Annotated in this window: 18 protein-coding genes and 1 pseudogene; 10 read left to right on the plus strand and 9 right to left on the minus strand. The window is 71.5% G+C overall.

The genetic code is table 11. The annotated features are described in order from the left end of the window. Together ACIHCQ_RS20135 and ACIHCQ_RS20140 are read right to left on the minus strand one after the other, a co-directional pair. Positions 1 to 1,210, minus strand: a 1,210-nt coding sequence (locus tag ACIHCQ_RS20135; protein WP_399663839.1) for an acetyl-CoA C-acetyltransferase, incomplete at its 3' end; no start/stop codon positions are given. Between the two features lie 560 nt (positions 1,211 to 1,770). Further along, a complete protein-coding gene (locus ACIHCQ_RS20140; RefSeq protein ID WP_399663841.1) occupies positions 1,771 to 2,781 on the minus strand; it encodes an SGNH/GDSL hydrolase family protein in 1,011 nt (336 codons plus the stop codon). Between the two features lie 175 nt (positions 2,782 to 2,956). Here ACIHCQ_RS20140 and ACIHCQ_RS20145 point away from each other — a divergent pair, with 175 nt between their 5' ends. Beyond that, positions 2,957 to 4,345 carry a cystathionine beta-synthase gene (locus ACIHCQ_RS20145; RefSeq protein ID WP_399663843.1) on the plus strand — a complete coding sequence of 463 codons (1,389 nt, stop codon included), beginning with the start codon at positions 2,957 to 2,959 and terminating at the stop codon, positions 4,343 to 4,345. Positions 4,346 to 4,937: 592 nt separating this feature from the next. After that, a complete protein-coding gene (locus ACIHCQ_RS20150) occupies positions 4,938 to 5,432 on the plus strand; it encodes a MarR family winged helix-turn-helix transcriptional regulator (RefSeq protein WP_399663845.1) in 495 nt (164 codons plus the stop codon). A gap of 114 nt (positions 5,433 to 5,546) precedes the next feature. On the opposite strand, the gene ACIHCQ_RS20155 is transcribed toward ACIHCQ_RS20150, so the two are convergent. From ACIHCQ_RS20155 to ACIHCQ_RS20175, 5 genes and pseudogenes are all read right to left on the minus strand, one after another. Continuing rightward, a complete protein-coding gene (locus tag ACIHCQ_RS20155; RefSeq protein ID WP_399663847.1) occupies positions 5,547 to 5,963 on the minus strand; it encodes a hypothetical protein in 417 nt (138 codons plus the stop codon). Between the two features lie 113 nt (positions 5,964 to 6,076). Beyond that, entirely contained in the window at positions 6,077 to 7,024 is a 948-nt protein-coding gene (locus tag ACIHCQ_RS20160) for an ABC transporter substrate-binding protein (protein WP_399663849.1), read from the minus strand. Positions 7,025 to 7,090: 66 nt separating this feature from the next. Further along, a complete protein-coding gene (locus ACIHCQ_RS20165) occupies positions 7,091 to 7,753 on the minus strand; it encodes an ABC transporter permease (RefSeq protein ID WP_399663851.1) in 663 nt (220 codons plus the stop codon). A gap of 1 nt (position 7,754) precedes the next feature. Beyond that, positions 7,755 to 8,399 carry an ABC transporter permease gene (locus tag ACIHCQ_RS20170; protein ID WP_399663853.1) on the minus strand — a complete coding sequence of 215 codons (645 nt, stop codon included), beginning with the start codon at positions 8,397 to 8,399 and terminating at the stop codon, positions 7,755 to 7,757. Positions 8,400 to 8,719: 320 nt separating this feature from the next. Beyond that, a pseudogene (locus tag ACIHCQ_RS20175) lies at positions 8,720 to 9,787 on the minus strand (ABC transporter ATP-binding protein); the annotation flags it as partial. Positions 9,788 to 9,938: 151 nt separating this feature from the next. On the opposite strand from ACIHCQ_RS20175, the gene ACIHCQ_RS20180 reads away from it, so the two are divergent. The 3 genes from ACIHCQ_RS20180 to ACIHCQ_RS20190 all read left to right on the plus strand — a co-directional run bounded on the left by ACIHCQ_RS20180 (position 9,939) and on the right by ACIHCQ_RS20190 (position 13,173). Beyond that, positions 9,939 to 11,525, plus strand: coding sequence for an aromatic amino acid ammonia-lyase (locus ACIHCQ_RS20180; protein ID WP_399663855.1), 1,587 nt, complete (start codon positions 9,939 to 9,941; stop codon positions 11,523 to 11,525). Beyond that, on the plus strand, positions 11,522 to 12,364 hold the full coding sequence (locus ACIHCQ_RS20185; protein WP_399663857.1) for a MurR/RpiR family transcriptional regulator: 843 nt from the start codon (positions 11,522 to 11,524) through the stop codon (positions 12,362 to 12,364). Before ACIHCQ_RS20180 ends, ACIHCQ_RS20185 begins: the two co-directional genes overlap by 4 nt. A 236-nt stretch (positions 12,365 to 12,600) precedes the next feature. Further along, complete coding sequence (locus ACIHCQ_RS20190) at positions 12,601 to 13,173, plus strand: hypothetical protein (RefSeq protein WP_399663859.1); 573 nt, start codon at positions 12,601 to 12,603, stop codon at positions 13,171 to 13,173. A gap of 10 nt (positions 13,174 to 13,183) precedes the next feature. Here the strand turns inward: ACIHCQ_RS20190 and ACIHCQ_RS20195 are convergent, their stop codons facing one another. Beyond that, entirely contained in the window at positions 13,184 to 14,539 is a 1,356-nt protein-coding gene (locus tag ACIHCQ_RS20195) for an APC family permease (RefSeq protein ID WP_399663861.1), read from the minus strand. Between the two features lie 70 nt (positions 14,540 to 14,609). Beyond that, a complete protein-coding gene (locus ACIHCQ_RS20200; protein ID WP_399663863.1) occupies positions 14,610 to 15,938 on the minus strand; it encodes a diaminopimelate decarboxylase in 1,329 nt (442 codons plus the stop codon). A 106-nt stretch (positions 15,939 to 16,044) separates the two neighbouring features. Here ACIHCQ_RS20200 and hutU point away from each other — a divergent pair, with 106 nt between their 5' ends. The 5 genes from hutU to ACIHCQ_RS20225 all read left to right on the plus strand — a co-directional run bounded on the left by hutU (position 16,045) and on the right by ACIHCQ_RS20225 (position 22,423). Then, positions 16,045 to 17,709 carry a urocanate hydratase gene (gene hutU, locus ACIHCQ_RS20205; protein ID WP_399663864.1) on the plus strand — a complete coding sequence of 555 codons (1,665 nt, stop codon included), beginning with the start codon at positions 16,045 to 16,047 and terminating at the stop codon, positions 17,707 to 17,709. Positions 17,710 to 18,161: 452 nt separating this feature from the next. Further along, the gene (locus tag ACIHCQ_RS20210) at positions 18,162 to 19,352 is read left to right on the plus strand and encodes an allantoate amidohydrolase (protein WP_399663866.1); all 1,191 of its coding nucleotides are present in this window, start codon (positions 18,162 to 18,164) and stop codon (positions 19,350 to 19,352) included. Continuing rightward, entirely contained in the window at positions 19,349 to 20,677 is a 1,329-nt protein-coding gene (locus tag ACIHCQ_RS20215; protein WP_399663979.1) for a formimidoylglutamate deiminase, read from the plus strand. The genes ACIHCQ_RS20210 and ACIHCQ_RS20215 overlap by 4 nt, the downstream gene beginning before the upstream one ends. 163 nt (positions 20,678 to 20,840) lie before the next feature. After that, complete coding sequence (locus tag ACIHCQ_RS20220) at positions 20,841 to 21,248, plus strand: YciI family protein (RefSeq protein WP_399663868.1); 408 nt, start codon at positions 20,841 to 20,843, stop codon at positions 21,246 to 21,248. Positions 21,249 to 21,256: 8 nt separating this feature from the next. Next, positions 21,257 to 22,423: an RNA polymerase sigma factor gene (locus tag ACIHCQ_RS20225; protein WP_399663870.1), complete on the plus strand. Its 1,167-nt coding sequence runs from the start codon at positions 21,257 to 21,259 to the stop codon at positions 22,421 to 22,423. The last annotated feature ends 29 nt before the right edge of the window (positions 22,424 to 22,452 follow it).

Raw genomic sequence — 22,452 nt, forward strand, 5'->3', positions numbered from 1 at the left:
GCTCTATCACCATCGCCATGCCTTGGCCGCCGCCCACGCACATCGTCTCCAGGCCGAACTGCTTGTCGTGGAACTGGAGGCTGTTGATCAGCGTGCCGGTGATACGGGCGCCGGTCATGCCGAAGGGGTGGCCGACGGCGATCGCGCCACCGTTGACGTTGAGCTTGTCCAGGTCGACGCCGAGGTCGCGGTAGGAGGGGATCACCTGCGCGGCGAAGGCCTCGTTGATCTCGACCAGGTCGATATCGCCGATGGCCAGCCCGGCGCGGGACAGCGCCTGCTTGGAGGCCTCGACCGGCCCGTACCCCATGATCTCGGGCGAGAGGGCCGAGACACCCGTGGAGACGATGCGGGCGAGCGGGGTCAGACCGAGCTCGCGCGCCTTGGTGTCGGACATGATCACGAGCGCGGCGGCGCCGTCGTTGAGGGGGCAGCAGTTGCCGGCGGTGACGAGGCCGTCGGGGCGGAAGACGGGCTTGAGGCCCTGGACGCCCTCCAGGGTGACGCCGGCGCGGGGGCCGTCGTCCTTGGAGACGACTGTGCCGTCGGGGGTCGTCACCGGCGTGATCTCGCGCGCCCAGAAGCCGTTCTTGAGGGCTTCCTCGGCGAGGTTCTGCGACCGTACGCCGAACTCGTCCATGTCCTGACGGGTGACGCCCTTGAGGCGGGCGAGGTTCTCGGCGGTCTGCCCCATCGTGATGTACGCGTCGGGGACGAGGCCGCCCTCGCGGGGGTCGTGCCAGCTCGCGCCCTCGCTCTGGGCGACGGCGGCGGTACGGGCCTCGGCGTCGGCGAAGAGGGGGTTGTGGGTGCCGGGCATGCCGTCGGAGGAACCGTTGACGGAGCGGGAGACCATCTCGACGCCGGCGGAGATGAAGACGTCGCCCTCGCCGGCCTTGATGGCGTGCATGGCCATACGGGAGGTCTGGAGGGAGGAGGAGCAGTAACGGGTGATCGTGCAGCCGGGGAGGTGGTCCATCCCCATCTGCACGGCGACGATGCGGCCGAGGTTGTGCCCCTGCTCCCCGCCGGGCAGCCCGCAGCCGAGCATGAGGTCGTCGATGTCGCGCGGATCGAGCCCGGGGAGCTTGGCCAGCGCGGCCTGAATGATCGTGGCGGTCAGATCGTCGGGGCGCAGCTCCTTGAGGGAGCCCTTGAAGGCCCGGCCGATAGGGGAGCGGGCGGCAGAGACGATCACGGCTTCGGGCATCACAGCTCCAGGAGATCTGAGGGCAGGACTGTCTGGGAAGTTACCCGCACGTAGCGCACAGGTCACGGGGTGGGCGCTGTGATGCGGGCCTCTTTCCTAAGCGCTTGCTCAGGGTACCTCTGGATGCGGGGCGTGTTGTGGGTGCGGGCGGGTTGTTCCCCGACCCCGCCCCTCCCGTAACTGGGGGCTGCCGCCGAACGCGCTGCGTGCCGCGGCGATGCGCTTACCCGCGTCGAGGGACTGGCAGGTGGCCGAGAGCCGCCGCCCGCGCCGCGGGACAACGCCGACGAGGCGTGCCGGGCGGGTCCAGCCCTGGGAGTGGGGTCGGCCGCGCCTGTCGTTGTGCGGCAGTTTCGCGGCGGGGGCCATTGGCGCGGCCAGAGCCTGCCCGCGGCAGCCGTACGGGCGAGCCTTGGTACCGGGGCGGGTCCAGGTTTTGGGCCGACGCTCCCGCGCCTCCCGCCGTGCGGCAGCTTCGCGCCGTCGGCCGCTGAGGCGTCCACGCTCGCCGCGGCCGTGCGGGCGACCCGGGGGCCCGGGGCGCGCGCCCCCGGGGTGCCTCAGGCGCGGCGTACCTCCGCCTCAGCGGCGGGCGCCGCCCCCTCCGGTGTCGTCGACGCCTCCGACGGGGCGATGCGGTGCCTGCGACGGTGCTTGAGCAGAGCCCACGGGCCCCGAGCGCCCGTGACCTCCGTGCCCGCCTCCGACGCGGCCGTCGCCGCCGCCCTCGCCACCGGCAGCATGTCCTCGTCCCGCTCCGCATCCAGCCTGTCCGTCTCCGGCCACAGGCCCAGCGCCGCGCACAGCGTCGGCAGCATCGCCATCGCCGCCGTCGCGTAGCCCTCCGCCGACGGGTGGTAGTTGTCCGCCCCGAACATCTCCCGCGGGTTCGCCGCGAACTCCGGCCCCAGCAGGTCGCCCAGCGACACCGTACGGCCGCCCTGCTCCACCACCACGATCGTCTGCGCCGCCGCCAGCTGGCGCGAGACCCGGCGGGCCAGCCACCGCAGCGGCTGGTACACCGGCTCGATCGTCCCCAGGTCCGGGCACGTGCCCACCACCACCTCCGCGCCCGCCGTACGCAGCCTCCGCACCGCCGCCGACAGGTGGCGTACCGACTCCGTCGGCGGCATCCGGTGCGTCACATCATTCGCGCCGATCATGATCACGCAGACGTCGGGCGGCCCCGCCCGGTCCGCGAGCAGCAGGTTCACCTGCCGCTCCAGGTCGTCCGACATCGCGCCGGGCAGCGCGATATTACGCAGTTCCACCGGCCGCTCCGCCACCGCCGCCAGGCCCGACGCGAGCAGCGCCCCCAGCGTCTGGCCCGCCCGGCGTACGCCCTGCCCCGCCGCCGTGGAGTCGCCGAGCACCCTCAGGCTCAGCGGATCGGCGCGGCCGAAGTCCAGCCCGTACATACCGTCACCGCGCGGCGGGACCGGAGCCCTGCCATTGCTCAGGGAACGTTTCGCCAGCTGGACCTCCGCCAGCACCATCCCCACGGCAGCCGCACCCAGCAGGCCGATGCTGCCACCGCCGTAGGCCGCGCCCGCGGCGATGCGTCGTGCCACCCTCGCCCTCGACACTGTCGGAGCCACCTCCTCGTAGGCGTGGATCAGTCATCAGTGGATACCGGCAGTCACATCAGCTAACTGCCCCGTAGTCACCGTCGCTCAATCGCGTCGCGGTCCGCTTACGCTGGCCGCATTACTACGGAAACCCCGTACGGAGATCCCGGAGAACATTGTGCGCATCCACGACTCGATGATCAGTCTGGTCGGCAACACCCCGCTGGTCAGACTCAACAGCGTCACCACCGGCATTCAGGCGACCGTCCTCGCCAAGGTCGAGTACTTCAACCCCGGCGGCTCCGTCAAGGACCGGATCGCCGTGCGCATGATCGAGGCCGCCGAGCAGAGCGGCGCCCTCCTGCCGGGCGGCACCATCGTCGAGCCGACCAGTGGAAACACCGGCGTCGGACTCGCCATCGTCGCCCAGCAGAAGGGCTACAAGTGCATCTTCGTCTGCCCGGACAAGGTGTCCACAGACAAGATCAACGTCCTCCGGGCGTACGGCGCCGAGGTCGTCGTCTGCCCGACCGCCGTCGACCCCGACCACCCGGACTCGTACTACAACGTCTCCGACCGGCTGGTGCGTGAGACTCCCGGTGCCTGGAAGCCCGACCAGTACTCCAACCCCAACAACCCCCGCTCTCACTACGAGACCACCGGTCCCGAACTGTGGGACCAGACGGACGGGCGTATCACGCACTTCGTCGCGGGCGTCGGCACCGGCGGCACCATCACCGGAACCGGCCGCTACCTCAAAGAGGTCAGCGACGGCAAGGTCAGCGTCATCGGCGCCGACCCGGAAGGCTCCGTCTACTCCGGCGGCTCCGGGCGGCCCTACCTGGTCGAGGGCGTCGGCGAGGACTTCTGGCCGAGCGCGTACGACCGGACGGTGACCGACGAGATCATCGCGGTGTCCGACAAGGACTCCTTCCAGATGACGCGACGCCTCGCCAAGGAGGAGGGACTGCTCGTCGGCGGCTCCTGCGGCATGGCCGTGGTCGCGGCTCTGCGCGTGGCCGAACGGCTCGGGCCCGACGACATCGTCGTCGTCCTGCTGCCGGACAGCGGTCGCGGCTACCTCAGCAAGATCTTCAACGACGAGTGGATGGCGGACTACGGCTTCCTGGAGGGCTCGGGCCCGTCCGCGAGCGTTGCCGACGTGGTCCGGCACAAGGAGGGCGGCCGCATTCCCAGCCTGGTGCACATGCACCCGGAGGAGACCGTCGGCGAGGCCATCGAGGTGCTGCGCGAGTACGGCGTCTCCCAGATGCCCATCGTGAAGCCGGGCGCCGGGCACCCGGACGTCATGGCCGCGGAGGTCATCGGCTCGGTGGTCGAACGCGAACTGCTGGACGCGCTGTTCACGCAGCGGGCCTCGCTGGGCGACCCCCTGGAGAAGCACATGTCCTCGCCGCTGCCACAGGTTGGCTCGGGCGAGCCGGTCGGCGACCTGATGAAGGTCCTCGGCGAGGCGGACGCGGCGATAGTGCTGGTCGAGGGCAAGCCTGTGGGTGTCGTGAGCCGACAGGATCTGCTGGCGTTCCTGGCGAAAGGCGGCAATTAGCCCGCCGGAAGGCCGGACTCCCGGACGCGGGTTTGCGAAATAGGTACGAGCGCGACACGTACGCGCAGCACTCGCTTAACACGCGTCCGGCACATTGGTGGATGTCGGCAGGGGGACCGGGCAGGTAACCCGGCCGGCACCCACAGCGGCGTCTAGGACTTCGGAGCGGCTCCCGGATTCCCAAGACGCCTTGGACGCGGAGACCGGCCTGACCCGGACCGTGTCCCTCGCGGGGACCGCCGTCGTCCCGCCCTCCGGCTCGCCGGGGGTGCGGCGGTCCCCGCCTTATTTTTTTGGGGCTCGGTTAGCCGGCCTTCCCCAGCCCTCCACTTTCGACAGCGCCGCGCCCCTTCGGCTCACTCGTCGGCAACTTCAGCCCCGCCGGCGATTGAGGCGCTGGGGGTCCTCCCACGCCCGCTGGGGGTCCCCCCACGCCGCTAGGCGTAGGGGGAGTAGGGGGCGGGTTCGGGGGCAGCGCCCCCGACAAGGACCCGACGCCTTCAGCCCCGCCGGCGCACAGGTACCGCGGCTGACCGTGCATCATCGGTGCAGACGGCGCAGTCGGTGCCGAGTCACGGAGGAGCGGCGGCCAGTGGGCGAGCGGGCGGAGATCTCGACGGCGCAAGAGGCGGCGGACCATGAGCTGGTCCTGGCCTTCGGTCGGCTCCAGGGGGCGGCCAGCCGGCTGGAGTACATCCTCGGGCGGGCCATCGAGGAGGAGTGCGGGATCAGCCATCTCATGTACGAGGTGCTGCTGATCCTGGGCCGGGCGGGCGGCCCGGGCCTGTCGATGCGGGCCATCGCCCAGGAGCAGGTCCTCACCACGGGCGGGGCGACCCGGCTGATCGACCGGATGGAGGCCGCCGGGCTGGTGGAGCGTACCGACGACCCCGCCGACCGGCGCGGCCGTCAGGTGCGGCTCACGCCGCTGGGTGAGGAGACGGCCGTACGCGCATCCCGGGTGCACGTGGAGAACATCAAGCGCTACTTCCTGGAGCCTCTGCCCGCCGACCACCGCGAGCGCTTCGCGGAGGATCTCCGCCTCCTCAGCCACGCGGCGCGGGACGTGCTGCCGCGCCTGCGCTGAGCGCCCGGCAGGGCGTGCGGCTTCTACCCGCCGATCACACGAGCTGAAAATGCCTGTGCATGGTGATCGCCGCCGAGATCGGTGAACAAGGTCGCCAAGGGACCGCGACGTGTCTCAGTCCTCCCAGTCGGACTTCTCGCTCCGGGCGCGGTTCCACGGCCAGCCACGCGACGCGTGCACCGCGTTCACGCCGACGATGCCGAGCCACGTGACCAGCAGGCCCGGAAGCTCGGCGTTCACCGCGCCGATCGCCGACAGGGGAATCGCCAGGATCAGCGAGACGATGCCGAAGCCGAAGCGCTCCCCGAAATTGGACTCATCGGACTGCGGTGCGCGGCTGCCGCGCGCGACGACCATCTGCTGTTCGGCCATCTGGCGGCGGACCCGGCGGTCGACCGTGCTGTCGAGGCGCTGATCGACCTTGTCCAGAAATGATTCGACGAGGGCGGTTTCGTACTCCTCTCCCAGCTCGCGTCGGGCGTTGAGAGTGGCGTCGAGCTCTTTCTTGAGCTCAGGGTCGCGGGCTTCCATACTCCCCACGCTACGGGCGGCCTCCTGCGGCGTCAGTGGGGGTAGCACCACTGTTTCCCCTGGTTTTCCCCTAGGGGTACAGGGGTGCCACCGTCACTGGTCAGCTTCCATTGTCAGCTTGCCTGCTTGGCGAGGCCGTGCTGCTTCGCCCAGGCGTTCGCCACGTCCTCGGGGTCCTTCTTGTCCTTGTCGGCCTGCCGGTTCAGCTCGGTCAGCTGTTCCGTCGTCAGTACGGCGCCGAGCCGGGCCAGCGCCCTGCGGACGGTGGAATCCGCCTTGCGGTCGGCGATCAGCGGGACGACGTGCTGGCCGGGAATCAGGTTCTTGGGGTCGGCCAGGACCACCCACCCCTCCGCGACGATGTCCGTGTCGGTGGTGAACAGGTTGGCCACATCCACGTCGCCCTTCTTCAGCGCGCCCTTGACCAGCGGACCGGAGGAGTCCAGCGATTTGAACTCCTTGAACTCCACTCCGTACGCGTCCTTCAAGCCGATGACGCCGACGACCCTCTTCTTGACTTCGGGTGCGGCCCCGATGACGAGCTTGCCGTTCTGCTTGGCGAGGTCGCCGAGGGATTTCAGGCCGTACCTCGCGGCGGTCTCGCGGGTGACGGCGAAGGCGTCCGAGTCCTCGGCCATGCCGTACGGGAGAACCTGCAGGCCCTGAGGGAGCGCGATGGCCAGGGCGTTCTGCATCTCGCCCTCCTCGGTGGCCTTCGCCTTCGGGTCGAGGTAGTGCAGCAGCGCGCCCTGATACTCCGGGAGCAGATCGATGTCGCCGCCGCGGAGGGCGGGGATGAGGATCTCGCGGGTGCCGAGGTTGGGGCGGACCGTGGTCTTCACGCCGGCGGCCTGGAGCACGGCGGCGTACAGGAAGCCGAGAATCTGGTTCTCGGTGAAGTTGGCGGTGCCGATGATGATGCCGTCGGCACTGGAGCCGGCGCCGGTGCCGGTGCCTGCGGCTCCATCGCCGTCGAGGGAGGTGATGCCGCCGCTGCACGCGGCGAGCGCGGGGACGGAGGCCGCGGCGAAGAGGCCGCCGAGGAGGGCTCGTCGGTTCATGGAATGTCCTTACGCGGGTTCATGCGGGCTACGGCGGGTTGCGGCGGTTACGGCGGTTACGGCCGGTTACGCGGGGCGGTTGCTGAACAGCACGCGCTGGAGAGCGGCCAGCGTCAGATCGAGTGCGACGGCGACCACCGCGACGAGGACCGCTCCGCCCAGCACCTGGACCAGATCGCGCTGGGCGAGACCGTCGAAGACGTACCGCCCGAGTCCGCCGAAGCTGACGTACGCGGCGATGGTGGCCGTGGCCACGACCTGGATCAGGGCGAGCCGCACGCCGGTCATGATCAGCGGCAGCGCGAGCGGGATCTCCACCTGAAGCAGGACCTGGTGGGCGCGCATGCCCTGGCCGCGGGCGGCGTCCTTCACCTCCGGGTCGACGGCGCTCATGCCCGCGTACGTATTGGTGACGATCGACGGCACGGCGAGGGCGACCAGCGCGACGTACACCGGGGTCATGGACAGGCCGCTGGCCAGGAAGACCAGGACGACGAGTCCGACCGTGGGCAGCGCCCGGCCGAAGGACGAGAGGTTGATGGCGAGGAAGGCGCCCCGGCCGGTATGCCCGATGAGCAGGCCGACGGGCAGCGCGATCAGTACGGCGATCAGGGTCGCGAGCAACGAGTACTGCAGGTGTTCGGCGAGGCGGTGGCCGATGCCGTCGGGGCCCGTCCACTGTTCGCCGCTGACCAGCCAGGAGCCGAGATCCTTGAAGAGTTCGTACATCTCAGGCCCTTCGCTTTCTGGTCCAGGGGGTGAGGACGTACTGAAGGGCGACCAGCAGCGCGTCCGCGATCAGAGCGAGGAGAAGGGTGAGGACGACGCCGACCACCACGGGGGTGGGGAAATTGCGCTGGAAGCCGTCGGTGAACAGCTGGCCGAGGCCGCCGTCACCGATGTAGGTGGCCACGCTGACGAGCGAGATGGACATGACGGTGGCGATGCGTACGCCCGCCATGATCACGGGGAGCGCGAGGGGCAGCTCGACGGTGAGGAGGGCGCGCAAGGGGCGTGTCCCCATCGCTTTCGCGGCCTCCTTCGTACGGGCCGGTACGGAGTCGAGGCCCTCGACGGTGTTCCGGAGCAGGACCACGAGGGTGTAGATCGTCAGGCCGATGACGGTCGTGGTGCGGGTCAGCCCGGAGACGGGGAGGAGCAGCACGAAGACGGCGATGGAGGGGATGGTGAACAGGACGTTCGAGATCCCGAGGAGAAGTCCGCGCAGAAAGCGCACGCGGTGGGCGACGACGGCCAGGGGGAGGGAGATGAGCAGCCCGAACAGCACGGCGGACAGGGCGGCCTGGAGGTGGGAGACGGCGAGGGTGGTGAGGTCACCGGTGTGGTCGGCTATCCACGACCAGTCGATGGTCATGCGGTGCCGCCGGTGGGGGTGACGGCGTCGCTGCCGGTGCCGGGGGCCGTGCCTGTGGCCGGTGCGCTGCCGGTGCTGGTGGTCGCGCCTGTGGCGGGTGTAGTGCCGGTGCCGGTTTCCGTGGCGCTTGTGGTTTCTGGCGGTGCGGGAGTGAGTGGCTCGCCCGCGCCCTTGGCGGGGCCGATGTCGCCGCCGGCGGGTGTGGTGGGCTTCCCCGCGTCCTGGGCCGTGTCGGCGCTGGTGCTGGTGGCCTCCGCCTCTGCGTGCACCGCCTCTGCATGCACCGCGTCGGCGGGCAGTGGGCGCGCGGCCCCCCTCGCCGCCGAGATGTGCCACTCGCCCGCGTGGTCGTGGATCACCTCTCGGGGCGTGACCCCCGTCAGGACCCCGTTCGCGTCGACCCGGGCCACCAGTCCGGCGGGCGAGGCGACCGACTCGTTCAGTGCCGACAGCAGCGAGTCGCCGTCGCGCAGCGGGCGTACGGGGAGCAGCCGCCCCTCCGCCGCCCCGGACGTGTCCGACGTGCCCGGCGCCTCCGTGTCGAGCCAGCCCCGCGGCTCGCCCTTCGCCGAGACGACCAGCCGCCACCGGCCCGCGTCCCCGCCCGCCGGTGCCGGGCTCTGCGGTACGTCCCTGAGGGTGCTCAGAGACAGCAGCTTCAGGCCGCGCTCCGCGCCCAGGAAGTCCGCCACGAAGTCGTCCGCCGGGCGGGCCAGCAGTTCCGTGGGCGTCGCGCACTGGACCAGGTGGCCGCCCGTGCGGAAGACCGCTATCCGGTCGCCGAGCCTGACCGCCTCGTCGATGTCGTGCGTGACGAAGACGATCGTCTTGCCCAGCTCCTTCTGCAGCCGCAGCAGCTCGTCCTGGAGTTGCGTGCGTACGACAGGGTCGACCGCGCCGAACGGCTCGTCCATCAGCAGCACCGGCGGGTCCGCCGCCAGTGCGCGGGCCACCCCCACGCGCTGCTGCTGCCCGCCGGACAGCTGGTGCGGGTAGCGCTTCGCGGACTCGGCGGTCAGGCCCACCGTCTCCAGCAGCTCGGCGGCCCGCGCACGGGCCTTCTTGCGGCCCCAGCCCAGGAGCAGCGGCACGGTCGCGACGTTGTCGAGGACCGTGCGGTGCGGGAAGAGCCCGGACTGCTGGATGACGTAGCCGATGGAGCGCCGCAGCTCCGCCGCGTCCTGGGTCAGTACGTCCTTGCCGCCGACATGGATCGTGCCGGAGGTCGGATCGACCATCCGGTTGATCATGCGGAGGGTGGTCGTCTTACCGCACCCGGAGGAGCCGACGAGGACGGTGATACCGCCTTCGGCCATCTCCAGCGTGAGGTCGTGGACTGCGGTCGTGCCGTTCGGGAAGCGCTTGTTCACTGCGTCGAATCTGATCATCAGTCGTCCCTTGCCCGGCCTGCATATAGTCATGCAGAGTTCTCCGTGTCTGAATAAGTTGTCAATGCTCTCGGGTAAATCGCTGGTTACATATGCCCGACAGGCGAGACAAGCCATCCGAAAAGCATCGAAACGGAGGGGATGGCGCGTGATGTCGTCCCACATGGTGGACCCGCCCACCGGTACCGCTTCCGGCATTGTCGTCCTCGACGGACAGAGCCTCCCCGTTGCCGACGTTGTCCGGCTGGCCGACGGCATGGCCCGTCCCGTGCCCGGAGCCGCCGCGGCCGAGCGCGTCGAGCTCTCCTGGAACGTGGCGCGCGAACTCGCCGCGTCAGGCCGGGTGTACGGGCGCTCCACCGGAGTCGGCGCCAATCGGACCGAGGACCTGCCCACCGAGGCCGCAGGGCACGGCCTGCGGCTGCTGCGCTCGCACGCCGGCGCGATCGGTGATCCGCTGCCCGCCCGCGAGGTCCGCGCCATGCTCGCCGTACGGGCGAACCAACTGCTCGCGGGCGGCGCCGGATTGCGGCCCGGTGTCGTCACCGCGCTCTGCGAGGCGCTGGAGAGCGGCGCGTATCCGGTGGTCAACGAGTTCGGCTCGGTCGGCACCGGCGACATCGCGGCCCTGGCCCAGTTGGGCCTCGCGCTCGCGGGCGAGCACCCGTGGCACGGCGGCACGCCCCCCGAGCCGCAGGCCCTCGACAACAACGACGCGCTCGCGCTCATCAGCTCCAACGCCCTCACCCTGGGCCAGGCGGCGCTCGCCTTGGCGGAGCTGCGCGCGCTGATCACCGCCACCGAGCTGGTCGCGGCCCTCTCGCTGCTCGCCGTCGACGGCTCCTACGAGGCGTACGCGGAACCGGTGCACGCCGCCCGCCCGCACCCCGGGACGTACGCCGTCGCCGCCAGGATGCGGCAGCTGCTGGGCGCGCCCGAGCGGCCCACCCCGCCGCTCGGGCGGATCCAGGACCCGTACGGTTTCCGCTGTCTGCCGCAGATCCACGGGCCCGCGCAGGACGCGGCGGACGCGCTGGAGCGGACCCTCGCCGTCGAGATCAACGCCGCCGCCGAGAACCCGCTGATACGTCCGGCGGACAAAGCCGCGTACCACCACGGCGGCTTCTATCTGGCCGGTCTCGCCCTGGACCTCGACCACTTCAGGCTGGCCCTCACCCAGACCGCCCGGCTGTCCACCTCCCGCCTCTCCGCCCTGAACGAGCCCGCCTTTACCCGGCTGCGGCCCTTCCTCGCCGGCGCGGAGGCGGCAGGCTCCGGCGTGATGATCCTCGAATACGCGGCCGGCGCCGCCCTCGGTGACCTGCGGGCGTTCTCCGCGCCCGCCTCGCTCGGCCACGCGGTGCTGTCCCGTGGCGTCGAGGAGCAGGCCAGCTTCGCTTCGCTGGCCGCGCGCCAGACGCTGCGCGCGGTCGGCCCGTACCGGCTCGTCGTCGGCTGCGAACTGGTCGCGGCGGTACGGGCGTTGCGCCAGCGTGGGCTGCGGCCCGACCCCGGGCTCCCGGTGGGCAGGGCCTTCGAGCTGGCCGAAAATGTGCTCGACGCGGACGTCGCCGACCGGCCGCTGACCGATGATGTGACGGGGGCGGCCGGGCTGCTCGACCGGTTCACGGACCTGATGAGGGTCCTGACACCGGACCCGATCAGGGATCTGACCAGGGCTCCGATGACGGACCTGACCAGGGATCCGATAAGGGATCCGACGAGGGGGATGGTATGAGCGACAGCGCTGCCGCACGGCTCCAGCAGCTCTTCGAGGGCCACCGGCTCACCCCCACCCAGCGGCGCATCGCGCACAGCATGGTCCGCCGGGCCGTCGACGTTCCGTTCCTGTCCAGCGTGGAGCTCGCCGAACTCGCCGGTGTCAGCCAGCCGTCCGTCACCCGCTTCGCCGTCGCCCTCGGCTTCGACGGCTACCCCGCGCTGCGCCGCCATCTGCGGGAGGTCACGCCCACGGAGAGCGGTGGCGGTAGCGAGAAGGACGCGTACAACGAGTACCAGCAGGCCGTACAGGGCGAGATCGAGAACCTGCGCCACCTGTCCGAACTTCTCGCCGACCCCGCCCCCATCGAACGCGCCGGGCGGCTCCTCGCCGCGTCCCGCCCGCTCCTCGTGCTCGGGCTGCGCGCCGCGTCCTCGCAGGCCCGTGGTTTCACGTACTTCGCGGCCAAGGTCCACCCGGACGTACGCCTCCTCGACGAGGGCGGCACGATGCTCGCCGACCGCATCGACGCGGCCCGCCGGGCGGGCGCGAGCACGCTGCTCTGCTTCGCGCTGCCGCGCCACCCCAAGGAGGTCGTGGAGGCGCTGGAGTACGCGCGTTCGGCGGGCCTGACCGTGGTCACGGTCGCGGACTCCGCCTTCGCGCCGGTGGCCGGGCACAGCGACCTGCTGATCCCGGCGGCAGTCGGCACGGGCCTGGCCTTCGACACGGCGTGCGCGCCGATGCTGCTGGGGCGGGTGCTGCTGGAGGCGATGTGCGACGACCTGCCCGACGCGCAGGCGCGGCTGGAGGCGTTCGACGCGCAGGCGGCGGCGCGCGGCCTGTTCATCGAGTAGCCGGCAGCAGGGTTCCTGATGGGCCGTCTGTACGCTGCCCCGTGATACGCCGCCGCGTGATCGTTCTCGTCTGCTCCGCCGCGCTCGTGGCCACGGGCTGGTACGCGACCCGTACCGTCAGGCCCGATGGCGGCTGTTGTTCGACTGATCCGGCCGATTCCGCCGATTCTCACGCGCGCCTCAGAAACAGCCGCTAATCTCCGCGCCCAACAGCAACCGGCAGAGGGAGTACGGACGTGGGGCGCGGGGCGCAGTCGCTGGCGAGGGTGGCCGTGGTCGTACGGGCGGGGGCAGCGCCCCTGTGGTGGCTCGGGCTGATCGCCGCCGCCATCGGAATTCTGCTGCCCGGGCTGACCGGGCGCCGGATCGGGCTGCTCGCCGCAGCGGCCCTGTTCCTGGTCACGGCGGCCCTCGTCGCGCTCGTACGACGGCGCAGATACACGCGCTTCGCAGCCGACGACGTCACCACCCGGGCCGCCCGCGCCGACTTCCTCCAGGACCGCCGGGTGACCTTGCGCGTCTGGCGGCGCGCGCGCCGGTGGTGGCTGCTGCTCGCGTTCCTCGCCGCCGTGGGGAGCTCGTTCGTGCTGCCCGCCGCGGGCGGGGCGGTGCTGGCGGGCGCCGGGGCCGGGCTCTGGGCCAAGGCGCTGTGGGTCGGCCGCCGGGAGCGGGCGAGCGAGACGCTGCTGTGGATCCGTACCGACTGGATAGCGAAGGGACCGGTCGGCGCGCCCGTCGAGGGCTTCCACACCACCGGCATCGCGGCGGGCGACGCCGCACCCGGCGGGGCGCGGCGCCGCCCACGCTGAAGGTGGCTCCTCACTCCTCGCCGTGGACCTTCAGCACCACCTTGTTGACCACCCACAGCCCGATGCCGATCGCGAGCAGCACACCGGCCCGGATGTACACCTCCGCGTCCCGGTCGGCGAGCGGGCTCGCCAGGATCAGCGCGCTGATCGCGCCGAGCACCGGCAGGACCGTGGGCGTACGGAAGTGGGCGTGGCCCACGCGGTCCTTGCGCAGCACCAGCACCGCGATGTTGACCACCGCGAACACGCACAGCAGCAGGAACGCCGTCGTGTCGCCGAGCCCTGCGATCTCGCCCGTCGACACCAGGCCGATCGCGAGGACGGAGACGAAGATGATCCCGACGACGGGCGTACGGCGACGGGCCAGCACCCGTCCCATGGCCCGCGGCAGGATACGTTCGTTGGCCATGCCGTAACAGAGCCGCGAGGCCATCATGATGTTGATCAGCGCGGAGTTGGTGACCGCGAACAGTGCGATCAGCGCGAAGAGTCTGGGCGGGAAGTCGATGCCGCCCGCCTTGACGACCTCCAGCAGGGGGCCGCTGGATTTCTCCAGCGTCTCGTAGTCGACGAGCAGCGACGAGACCAGCGCCACCAGGACGTAGATCGTGCCGGTGACCGCGACCCCGATGAAGATGGCCTTCGGGAAGGTGCGGCCCGGGTCCTTGGTCTCCTCGGCCATGTTCACCGAGTCCTCGAAGCCCACGAAGGCGAAGAAGCCGAGCGCCGTGGCCCCCAGCACGCTGGTGATCAGCGCGTACCCGGTGCCGCTCGCCTCGAACTCGCCCAGCCGGGACGGCTGTCCGTCGCCGGACAGCACCGCCCACGCGCCGATCGCGAGGATGATCGCCAGGCCGGTCAGCTCGACCAGCGTCAGGACGACGTTCGTCTTCACCGACTCCGAGACGCCGCGCAGATTGAGCGCGGCCAGTGCGACGACGAACAGGATCGCGACCAGCGTCGCCGGGATCACGTCCGTGAACTCGGCCAGGTAGTCCCCGCTGAAGGCGCGTGCCGCCGCGCTCGCGGACGACAGCCCCGAGCACATCACCATGAACGCGACGATGAAGGTGAGGAAGGGGACCTTGAACGCCTTCTGGGTATAGAGCGCGGCACCGGCGGCCCGGGGGTACTTGCCGACGAGTTCGACGTACGACGCCGCCGTCAGGATCGCGACGACGAAGCCGATCAGGAACGGCAGCCAGAGCGCGCCGCCCACCCTCCCCGCGACCTTGCCGGTGGTGGCGTAGATGCCGGTGCCCAGGATGTCGCCGATGACGAAGAGGATCAGAAGTTTGGGCCCGATGGCACGTTTGAGCGGAGTTTCGAGTTCTGGTGCTTCTGGTGTTTCGGATGTGGTTGCCAAAGGGACCTCCCCCGATGTCATTTGGGGAAGTGTCTGCCCGCCGATACGCCTGTGATGCGTACGACACGGCTCAGGGAGCGAGCAGCGCGTCCGAATGGGCGCCGCCCGACTCGGCGACGATCTCCGCCACCCGCTGAGCGGTCCGTACGGTCGCGAACCGCACCTTCCCGCGCACATCGGTGACGAAGCCGTGGACGCCGGGGCGCGGCAGGCTGTTGTAGCCGTAGTGGTTCGAGAAGTAGTACGCACCGGTGTCCAGCACCGCGATCACATCGCCCTGCTCCAGCAGCGGCAGCGGGCGGTTCTCGGCGAGCAGGTCACCCGCGAAGCAGGCGGGCCCCGCTATGTCCTGCGGTACGGCCGGTCCGTTTTTGGGGCTGCCCCCGGCGTCGTACGCGGCGATCCGCAGCGGCCACGAGATGGGGTCGTAGACAGTACGGGTGGCGACCTGGACGCCCGCGTGGGTGACCGCGATGGGGCGTGCGCCGGCCGTCTTGGCGTACTCGACGCGGGCCAGGATCGTGCCGTGCTTGGCGAGCAGGGAGCGGCCGAACTCGGTGACCAGGCCGTAGCGCCCGTCGAGCAGTCCGGGAACCTCCTCCTTCAGCAGCAGCGCGTACTCGGCGAAGGTCGGCGTGGCCTCGTCGGACGCGAAGTTGACCGGGAGACCGCCACCGATGTCGATGGTGTCGATCTGCCGGCGGCCGGCCGCGGCGTTGATGTCCTCGGCCAGGTCGTACAGGACGCGGATGCCGCGGGCCATCAGGGTCAGGGGTATGCCCTGGGAGCCGGAGTGGGCGTGCAGGCGGGTGAGCCAGGGGCGGTCGGCATACGCGCGTACGACCCACTCGCGGGCGCCGCTGTCGAGCAGTGCGACGCCGAACTTGGAGGTGGCGGTGGCCGTCGACAGGGCGCTGATGGTGCCGCCGCCGACCTGGGGATTGACGCGCAGCCCGATCGGGGAGGCGGTGGCGGCTTCCGATCCGACGAGGGCGTCGATCCTCGCCAGTTCCTGCGGGTTGTCGGCGTTGACCGCGATGCCGAGGGCGAGGGCCTCCCGCAGTTCGGCGGGGGTCTTGGCGGGGGAGTCGAGGACCGTACGCCCGGCCGGCACCCCGGCGGCCCGCGCCAGGGCCAGCTCTCCCGGGCTCGCGACCTCCGCGCCGATGCCCTCGGCGTGCAGCAGCGCGAGTACGGGGACCAGGGGCGCGGCCTTCACGGCGAAGGCGTGCAGCACGGGGGTGCCCGCCGGGGTGACGGCGGCGAAGGCGGCGCGCAGCGCGCTCGCGGAGGCGCGGATCGCGGCCACGTCGAGGAGCGCGGCGACGGGCTCGGCCTCGGTGAGGAGGCCCTGGTCCAGCGCGGCGCGTATGGCCTGATCCCGGCGTTCTGGTGGCATGTGCGCCAGCCAATCATCAGGCGCGCCACCGCGCAGCCGTTGACTAAAACTATTCAGGTCGTCAGGATGTGAATATCTGTGGTCGTAGTCGCGAGGAGGCATCGCCATGTCAGGACCCCGCCCCGTACGGGCAGCGCGCGGTACGGAACTGAGCGCCCTGGGATGGCAGCAGGAAGCCGCCCTCCGCATGCTCCAGAACAATCTCGACCCCGAGGTCGCCGAGCACCCCGACAAACTCGTCGTCTACGGCGGCACCGGCAAGGCGGCCCGCGACTGGCGCTCCTTCGACGCGATGGTGCGCACGCTGCGGACGCTCAAGCAGGACGAGACGATGCTCGTCCAGTCCGGCCGCCCGGTGGGCGTGATGCAGACGCACGAGTGGGCGCCGCGCGTGCTCATCGCGAACTCCAACCTGGTCGGCGACTGGGCGAACTGGGAGGAGTTCCGGCGGCTTGAGCAGCTGGGCCTGACGATGTACGGGCAGATGACGGCGGGCTCGTGGATCTACATCGGCACGCAGGGCATTCTGCAGGGCACGTACGAGACGTTCGCGGCGGTGGCCGCGAAGAAGTTCAACGGCACGCTGGCCGGGACGATCACCCTGACGGCGGGCCTCGGCGGAATGGGCGGCGCGCAGCCGCTCGCGGTGACCATGAACGACGGCGTCGCGATCTGCGTCGACTGCGACCCGCGCGCGATCGAGCGCCGTATCGAACACGGCTACCTGGACGTACGCGCCGACTCCCTGGAGCACGCGCTGCACCTGGCGGTCGAGGCGCGTGACGCGCGCCGCCCGCTCTCCATCGGCCTGCTGGGCAACGCGGCGGAGCTGCTGCCGCGGATGCTGGCGGAGAGCGCGCCGATCGACATCGTGACCGACCAGACCTCGGCCCACGACCCGCTGTCGTATCTGCCGCTGGGCATCGACTTCGACGACATGGCCACGTACGCGGCCGACAAGCCCGCCGACTTCACACAGCGGGCGCGCGAGTCCATGGCCGCGCATGTGGAAGCCATGGTCGGCTTCATGGACGCGGGCGCGGAGGTCTTCGACTACGGGAACTCCATCCGGGGCGAGGCGCGGCTGGCGGGCTACGACCGGGCGTTCGCTTTCCCCGGCTTCGTACCGGCGTACATCCGGCCACTGTTCTGCGAGGGGAAGGGACCGTTCCGGTGGGCGGCCCTGTCGGGCGAGGCGTCGGACATCCACAAGACCGACAAGGCGATGCTGGAGCTCTTCCCGGAGAACGAGTCCCTGCACCGCTGGATCAAGCTGGCGGGCGAGCGCGTGCGCTTCCAGGGCCTGCCGGCGCGTATCTGCTGGCTCGGTTACGGGGAGCGGGACCGCGCGGGCGAGCGCTTCAACGACATGGTGGCGAGCGGCGAACTCGCGGCCCCGCTGGTGATCGGCCGCGACCACCTGGACTGCGGGTCGGTGGCCTCGCCGTACCGCGAGACGGAGGCGATGCTCGACGGCTCGGACGCGATCGCGGACTGGCCGCTGCTGAACGCGATGGTGAATGTGGCGTCGGGGGCGTCGTGGGTGTCGATCCACCACGGGGGAGGGGTCGGCATGGGCCGCTCCCTCCACGCGGGCCAGGTCTCGGTGGCGGACGGCACGAAGCTGGCGGGCGAGAAGATCCGGCGGGTGCTGACGAACGACCCGGGGATGGGCGTCATCCGCCATGTGGACGCGGGCTATGAGGCGGCGGAGTCGGTGGCGGAGGAGAAGGGCGTTCGCGTCCCGATGCGCGAGGGGGACGACGCGTGAGCGCGCGCGATACGGCTGGGGCTCGCGCGGAAGGCGCGGTGCCGGTGCCGTCGGCGGAGTCCGCGGATGTGGGTTCCGTGACGGGGAGCCGGGTAGCTCGGGCCTGCGCGGAAGGTGCGGTGCCGGTGCCGTCGGCGGAGTCTGCGGGTGCGGGTGCGGGTGCGGGTGCGGGTGCGGGTGCGGGTTCCGTAACGGGGAGCCGGGCAACCAGGACCTCCGCGGCGGGTTCGGCGGCGGAGTCTGCCGGTGTCGGCAGCGGTTACGGGCCCAGCAGCCCGGCGACCAGCGGGGCCTCGGCCGTGCCGTCTGCGCCGTCTGCGCCGGCCGCGCAGGGCGAAGCCCGAGGCGTCGGCCGGTCCGCCGTCCGGGCACGCACCGAAGGCGGCGTATCCGGTCCCGCTTCCGAGGGTCCGGGAGCCCAGCCCTCAGCGTCGGGAGACTCCTTCCACCGCATGTGGCGGGACCTCGCCCCCATCGGCCGCGACGCCGCCACCCACGGCTACCGCCGCCACGCCTGGACCGGCGCCGACGCCGACTGCCGCGCCTGGTTCCGCGACCAGGCGACCGCCCGCGGCCTCACCTACGAGCTCGACCGCAACGGCAACCAGTGGGCCTGGCTCGGCGACCCCGAGGGCCGCGACGCCGTCGTCACCGGCTCGCACCTCGACTCTGTCCCGGACGGCGGCGCCTTCGACGGGCCGCTCGGCGTCGTCTCGTCCTTCGCCGCGCTCGATGAACTCCGCCGCAGGGGAGCGGAGTTCACCAAGCCCCTCGCCATCGCCAACTTCGGCGACGAGGAAGGCGCGCGTTTCGGCCTCGCCTGCGTTGGCTCGCGCCTCACCTCCGGGCAGCTGACGCCACAGCAGGCGGCCGAGCTCCGGGACGCGGACGGCGTCACCCTCCCCCAGGCCATGGAGCGCGCCGGATACGACCCCTCGCGCATCGGCCCCGACCGCGACCGCCTCGCGCGCATCGGCGCGTTCGTGGAACTGCACGTCGAGCAGGGCCGCGCCCTGGACCTCACCGGCCACTCCGTCGGCATCGCCAGCGCCATCTGGCCGCACGGCCGCTGGCGGTTCGACTTCCACGGCGAGGCCAACCACGCGGGCACGACACGGCTCGCCGACCGCCGCGACCCGATGCTGACGTACGCGGAGACGGTCCTCGCGGCCCGCCGCGAGGCGGAACTCGCGGGCGCGGTCGCCACGTTCGGCAAGATCTCGGTCGAGCCGAACGGCGTCAACGCCATCCCCTCGCTCGTACGCGGCTGGCTGGACTCCCGCGCCGCCGACCAGGCCACCCTCGACACGGTCGTCGCCGCGATCCAGCAGGCCGCGAAGGGCCGGGCCGAGCGTGACGGCGTCGATCTGAACGTCGTCCGCGAATCGTTCACCCCGGTGATCGAGTTCGAGCACGCGCTGCGCGACGAGCTGAACACCATCCTGGGCGGCGACCTCCCGGTCCTCGGCACGGGCGCGGGACACGACGCCGGGATTCTGTCCGGCTCGATTCCGACCGCGATGCTGTTCGTACGGAACCCCACCGGCGTCTCGCACTCCCCGGCGGAGTTCGCCGAGGAAGACGACTGCGTGGCCGGGGTGCTGGCGCTCGCCGACGTACTGGAGGGGCTGGCGTGCGGATGACGTACTGGGCCGAGCACGCCTGGCTGGGCGAGCGGGTCGAGCCGGGCGTGGCCCTCGACGTGACGGACGGCCGGATCACGGCGGTACGGACGGGGGCCGAGGCCCCGACCCCGGGCGCGACGGTGCTGCGCGGCCTGACCATCCCGGGGCTGGCCAACAGCCACAGCCACGCCTTCCACCGGGCCCTGCGCGGCACGACGCAGGTAGGCGCCGGGACATTCTGGACGTGGCGGGAGGCGATGTACGAGGTCGCGTCCCGGCTGACCCCGGACACGTACTTCTCGCTCGCGCGGGCGACGTACGCGGAGATGGCGCTGGCGGGGATCACGGCGGTGGGCGAGTTCCACTACCTCCACCACGCCCCCGGGGGCGTCGCGTACTCCGACCCGAACGCGATGGGCGAGGCGCTGATCGCAGCGGCGGCGGAGGCGGGCATCCGGATCACGCTGCTCGACACGGCGTATCTGTCCGCCGGTTTCGGCGAGCCGCCCAACCGTCATCAGCTGCGCTTCTCCGACACCACGGCGCAGGCGTGGGCGGAGCGGGCCGCGCTGCTGAAGGACGGCGACCAGGTCCGTATCGGCGCGGCGATCCACTCCGTACGGGCGGTGCCGGCGGGGGAGCTGAGCACGGTGGCCGAGTGGGCGGCGGCCCGCCGAGCCCCTCTCCACGTCCACCTCTCCGAGCAGACGGCGGAGAACGACGCGTGCATGGCGGCCCACGGGTGCACCCCCACCCGCCTGCTCGCCGACCACGGCGTGCTCGGCCCCCGCACGACGGGCGTCCACAACACCCACCTGACGGACCTGGACATCGCCCTGCTCGGCGGAACGGCGACCGGCACCTGCATGTGCCCGACGACGGAACGCGACCTGGCGGACGGCATCGGCCCCGCCGCGGCGCTCCAGCGCGCGGGCTCCCCGCTGTCGCTCGGCAGCGACAGCCACGCGGTCATCGACCTTCTGGAGGAGGCCCGCGCCCTGGAACTCAACGAACGCCTGCGCACCCGCACCCGGGGCCACTGGACGGCGGCGGCCCTCCTCCGCGCGGCGACGGCGGACGGCCATGCGGCGCTGGGCTGGCCGGAGGCGGGCCGCATCGAGTCGGGCGCGCTCGCGGACTTCACGACGGTGGCACTGGACTCGGTACGGACGGCGGGCCCGGGGCCCGGGCTGGGGGCGGAGACGGTGGTGTTCGCGGGGGCGGCGGCGGATGTACGTCACACGGTTGTCGGGGGCCGTCATATCGTTCGGGACGGAGCGCACGCGCTGGTGGCCGACGTGCCGTCGGCGCTCGCGTCATCGATTGCGGCCCTGCGCGGATGACGTGCGGTCCCGGACACCGCGAGAGGGCTCGCCCAGGCTCGTCTACAAGAGCCAAAAAACAACGGCCAAGAAATTCGGTCGGTGATGTCGAGAACCCGTGATCGGCTCCGTCCCCGTAGTGAAGGCGACCACAATGGGTCGCATCAGCACCGAGGAGAAAACGATGGCCAAGTACTTGCTGCTCAAGCACTACCGCGGCGCCCCGGCTGCGGTCAACGACGTGCCCATGGAGAAGTGGACGCCGCAGGAGATCTCGGACCACGTGCAGTACATGAGCGACTTCGCGGCCCGGCTTGAGGGGACCGGGGAGTTCGTCGACGGTCAGGCGCTCGCCCCCGAGGGAACATGGGTCCGGTACGACGGCGAGGGCCGCCCGCCGGTCACCGACGGACCGTTCGCCGAGACCAAGGACCTCATCGCCGGCTGGATGGTGATCGACGTCGACAGCTACGAGCGCGCCGTCGAGCTGGCCGGCGAGCTGTCCGCGGCTCCGGGTGCGGGTGGGAAGCCGATCCACGAGTGGCTCGAGCTGCGCCCGTTCTACGGCGTGTCGCCCACGATCACGGAGTGACCTCTTAGATGAACGAGGCCCTGCTCCGGAGCCTCACACCGAGCGTGCTCGGGATCCTCGTCCGCCGCGGAGCCGACTTCGCGGCGGCCGAGGACGCCGTGCAGGACGCGCTGGTCGAGGCGGTCCGCGTCTGGCCGGCCGACCAGCCGCGGGATGCGAAGGGCTGGCTGGTCACCGTGGCCTGGCGCAAGTTCCTCGACCAGGCCCGGGCGGACACCTCCCGCCGCCGGCGTGAGGACCGCCTGGACGAGGAGCCGGCGCCCGGGCCCGCACCCGCGGTCGACGACACGCTCCAGCTCTGCTTCCTGTGCGCCCACCCCTCACTGACACCGTCGTCCGCGGTCGCGCTCACGCTGCGCGCCGTCGGCGGGCTGACCACCCGCCAGATCGCCCAGGCCTACCTGGTACCCGAGGCGACCATGGCGCAGCGCATCAGCCGGGCCAAGCGCACCGTCTCCGGCGTGCGCTTCGACCAGCCCGGCGACGTCGCCACCGTCCTGCGCGTCCTCTACCTGGTCTTCAACGAGGGCTACTCCGGAGACGTCGACCTCGCCGCCGAAGCCATCCGCCTCACTCGCCAGCTCACCGCCGCCATCGACCACCCCGAGGTGGCGGGACTGCTCGCCCTCATGCTGCTCCACCACGCCCGCCGCACCGCCCGGACCGCGCCCGACGGCAGCCTGGTGCCGCTCGCCGAGCAGGACCGAAGCCGGTGGGACACCAAGTCGATCGCCGAGGGCGTCGAGATCCTGCAGGCGGCCCTGGCCCGCGACCGGCTGGGCGAGTTCCAGGCCCAGGCCGCCATCGCGGCACTCCACGCCGACGCGCCCACCGCCGAGGAGACCGACTGGGTGCAGATCGTCGAGTGGTACGACGAGCTCGCGGCCCTGACCGACAGCCCGGTCGTCCGGCTCAACCGGGCGGTGGCCCTCGGCGAGGCCGACGGACCACGCGCCGGCCTGGCCGCGCTCGCGGCGCTGGACGACTCACTGCCCCGCCACGCCGCGGTGGCGGCCTACCTCCACGAGCGCGACGGCGACCTGGCGACGGCGGCACGGCTGTACGCCGAGGCAGCCCACAAGGCACCCAACCTCGCCGAACGCGACCACCTGACACGCCAGGCCGCCCGGCTCAACGCCCGCCGGGGGAGCGCACGTGGTGCGAGACTGCCTTGACCTGCTGCGTTACCGCCACTGTCGCTGGC

The sequence above is a fragment of the Streptomyces sp. NPDC052236 genome, from assembly GCF_044548015.1.
Taxonomy (GTDB): domain Bacteria; phylum Actinomycetota; class Actinomycetes; order Streptomycetales; family Streptomycetaceae; genus Streptomyces.

Bases quoted from the DNA above. Each gene is read 5' to 3' on its own strand.
- ACIHCQ_RS20215 (WP_399663979.1), top strand. From the start codon at position 19,349: ATGACGTACTGGGCCGAGCACGCCTGGCTGGGCGAGCGGGTCGAGCCG.
- ACIHCQ_RS20185 (WP_399663857.1), top strand. From the start codon at position 11,522: ATGAGCGACAGCGCTGCCGCACGGCTCCAGCAGCTCTTCGAGGGCCAC.
- ACIHCQ_RS20200 (WP_399663863.1), bottom strand. From the start codon at position 15,938: ATGCCACCAGAACGCCGGGATCAGGCCATACGCGCCGCGCTGGACCAG.
- ACIHCQ_RS20165 (WP_399663851.1), bottom strand. From the start codon at position 7,753: ATGTACGAACTCTTCAAGGATCTCGGCTCCTGGCTGGTCAGCGGCGAA.
- ACIHCQ_RS20155 (WP_399663847.1), bottom strand. From the start codon at position 5,963: ATGGAAGCCCGCGACCCTGAGCTCAAGAAAGAGCTCGACGCCACTCTC.
- ACIHCQ_RS20180 (WP_399663855.1), top strand. From the start codon at position 9,939: ATGTCGTCCCACATGGTGGACCCGCCCACCGGTACCGCTTCCGGCATT.
- ACIHCQ_RS20225 (WP_399663870.1), top strand. From the start codon at position 21,257: ATGAACGAGGCCCTGCTCCGGAGCCTCACACCGAGCGTGCTCGGGATC.
- ACIHCQ_RS20220 (WP_399663868.1), top strand. From the start codon at position 20,841: ATGGCCAAGTACTTGCTGCTCAAGCACTACCGCGGCGCCCCGGCTGCG.
- ACIHCQ_RS20210 (WP_399663866.1), top strand. From the start codon at position 18,162: ATGTGGCGGGACCTCGCCCCCATCGGCCGCGACGCCGCCACCCACGGC.
- hutU (WP_399663864.1), top strand. From the start codon at position 16,045: ATGTCAGGACCCCGCCCCGTACGGGCAGCGCGCGGTACGGAACTGAGC.
- ACIHCQ_RS20160 (WP_399663849.1), bottom strand. From the start codon at position 7,024: ATGAACCGACGAGCCCTCCTCGGCGGCCTCTTCGCCGCGGCCTCCGTC.
- ACIHCQ_RS20170 (WP_399663853.1), bottom strand. From the start codon at position 8,399: ATGACCATCGACTGGTCGTGGATAGCCGACCACACCGGTGACCTCACC.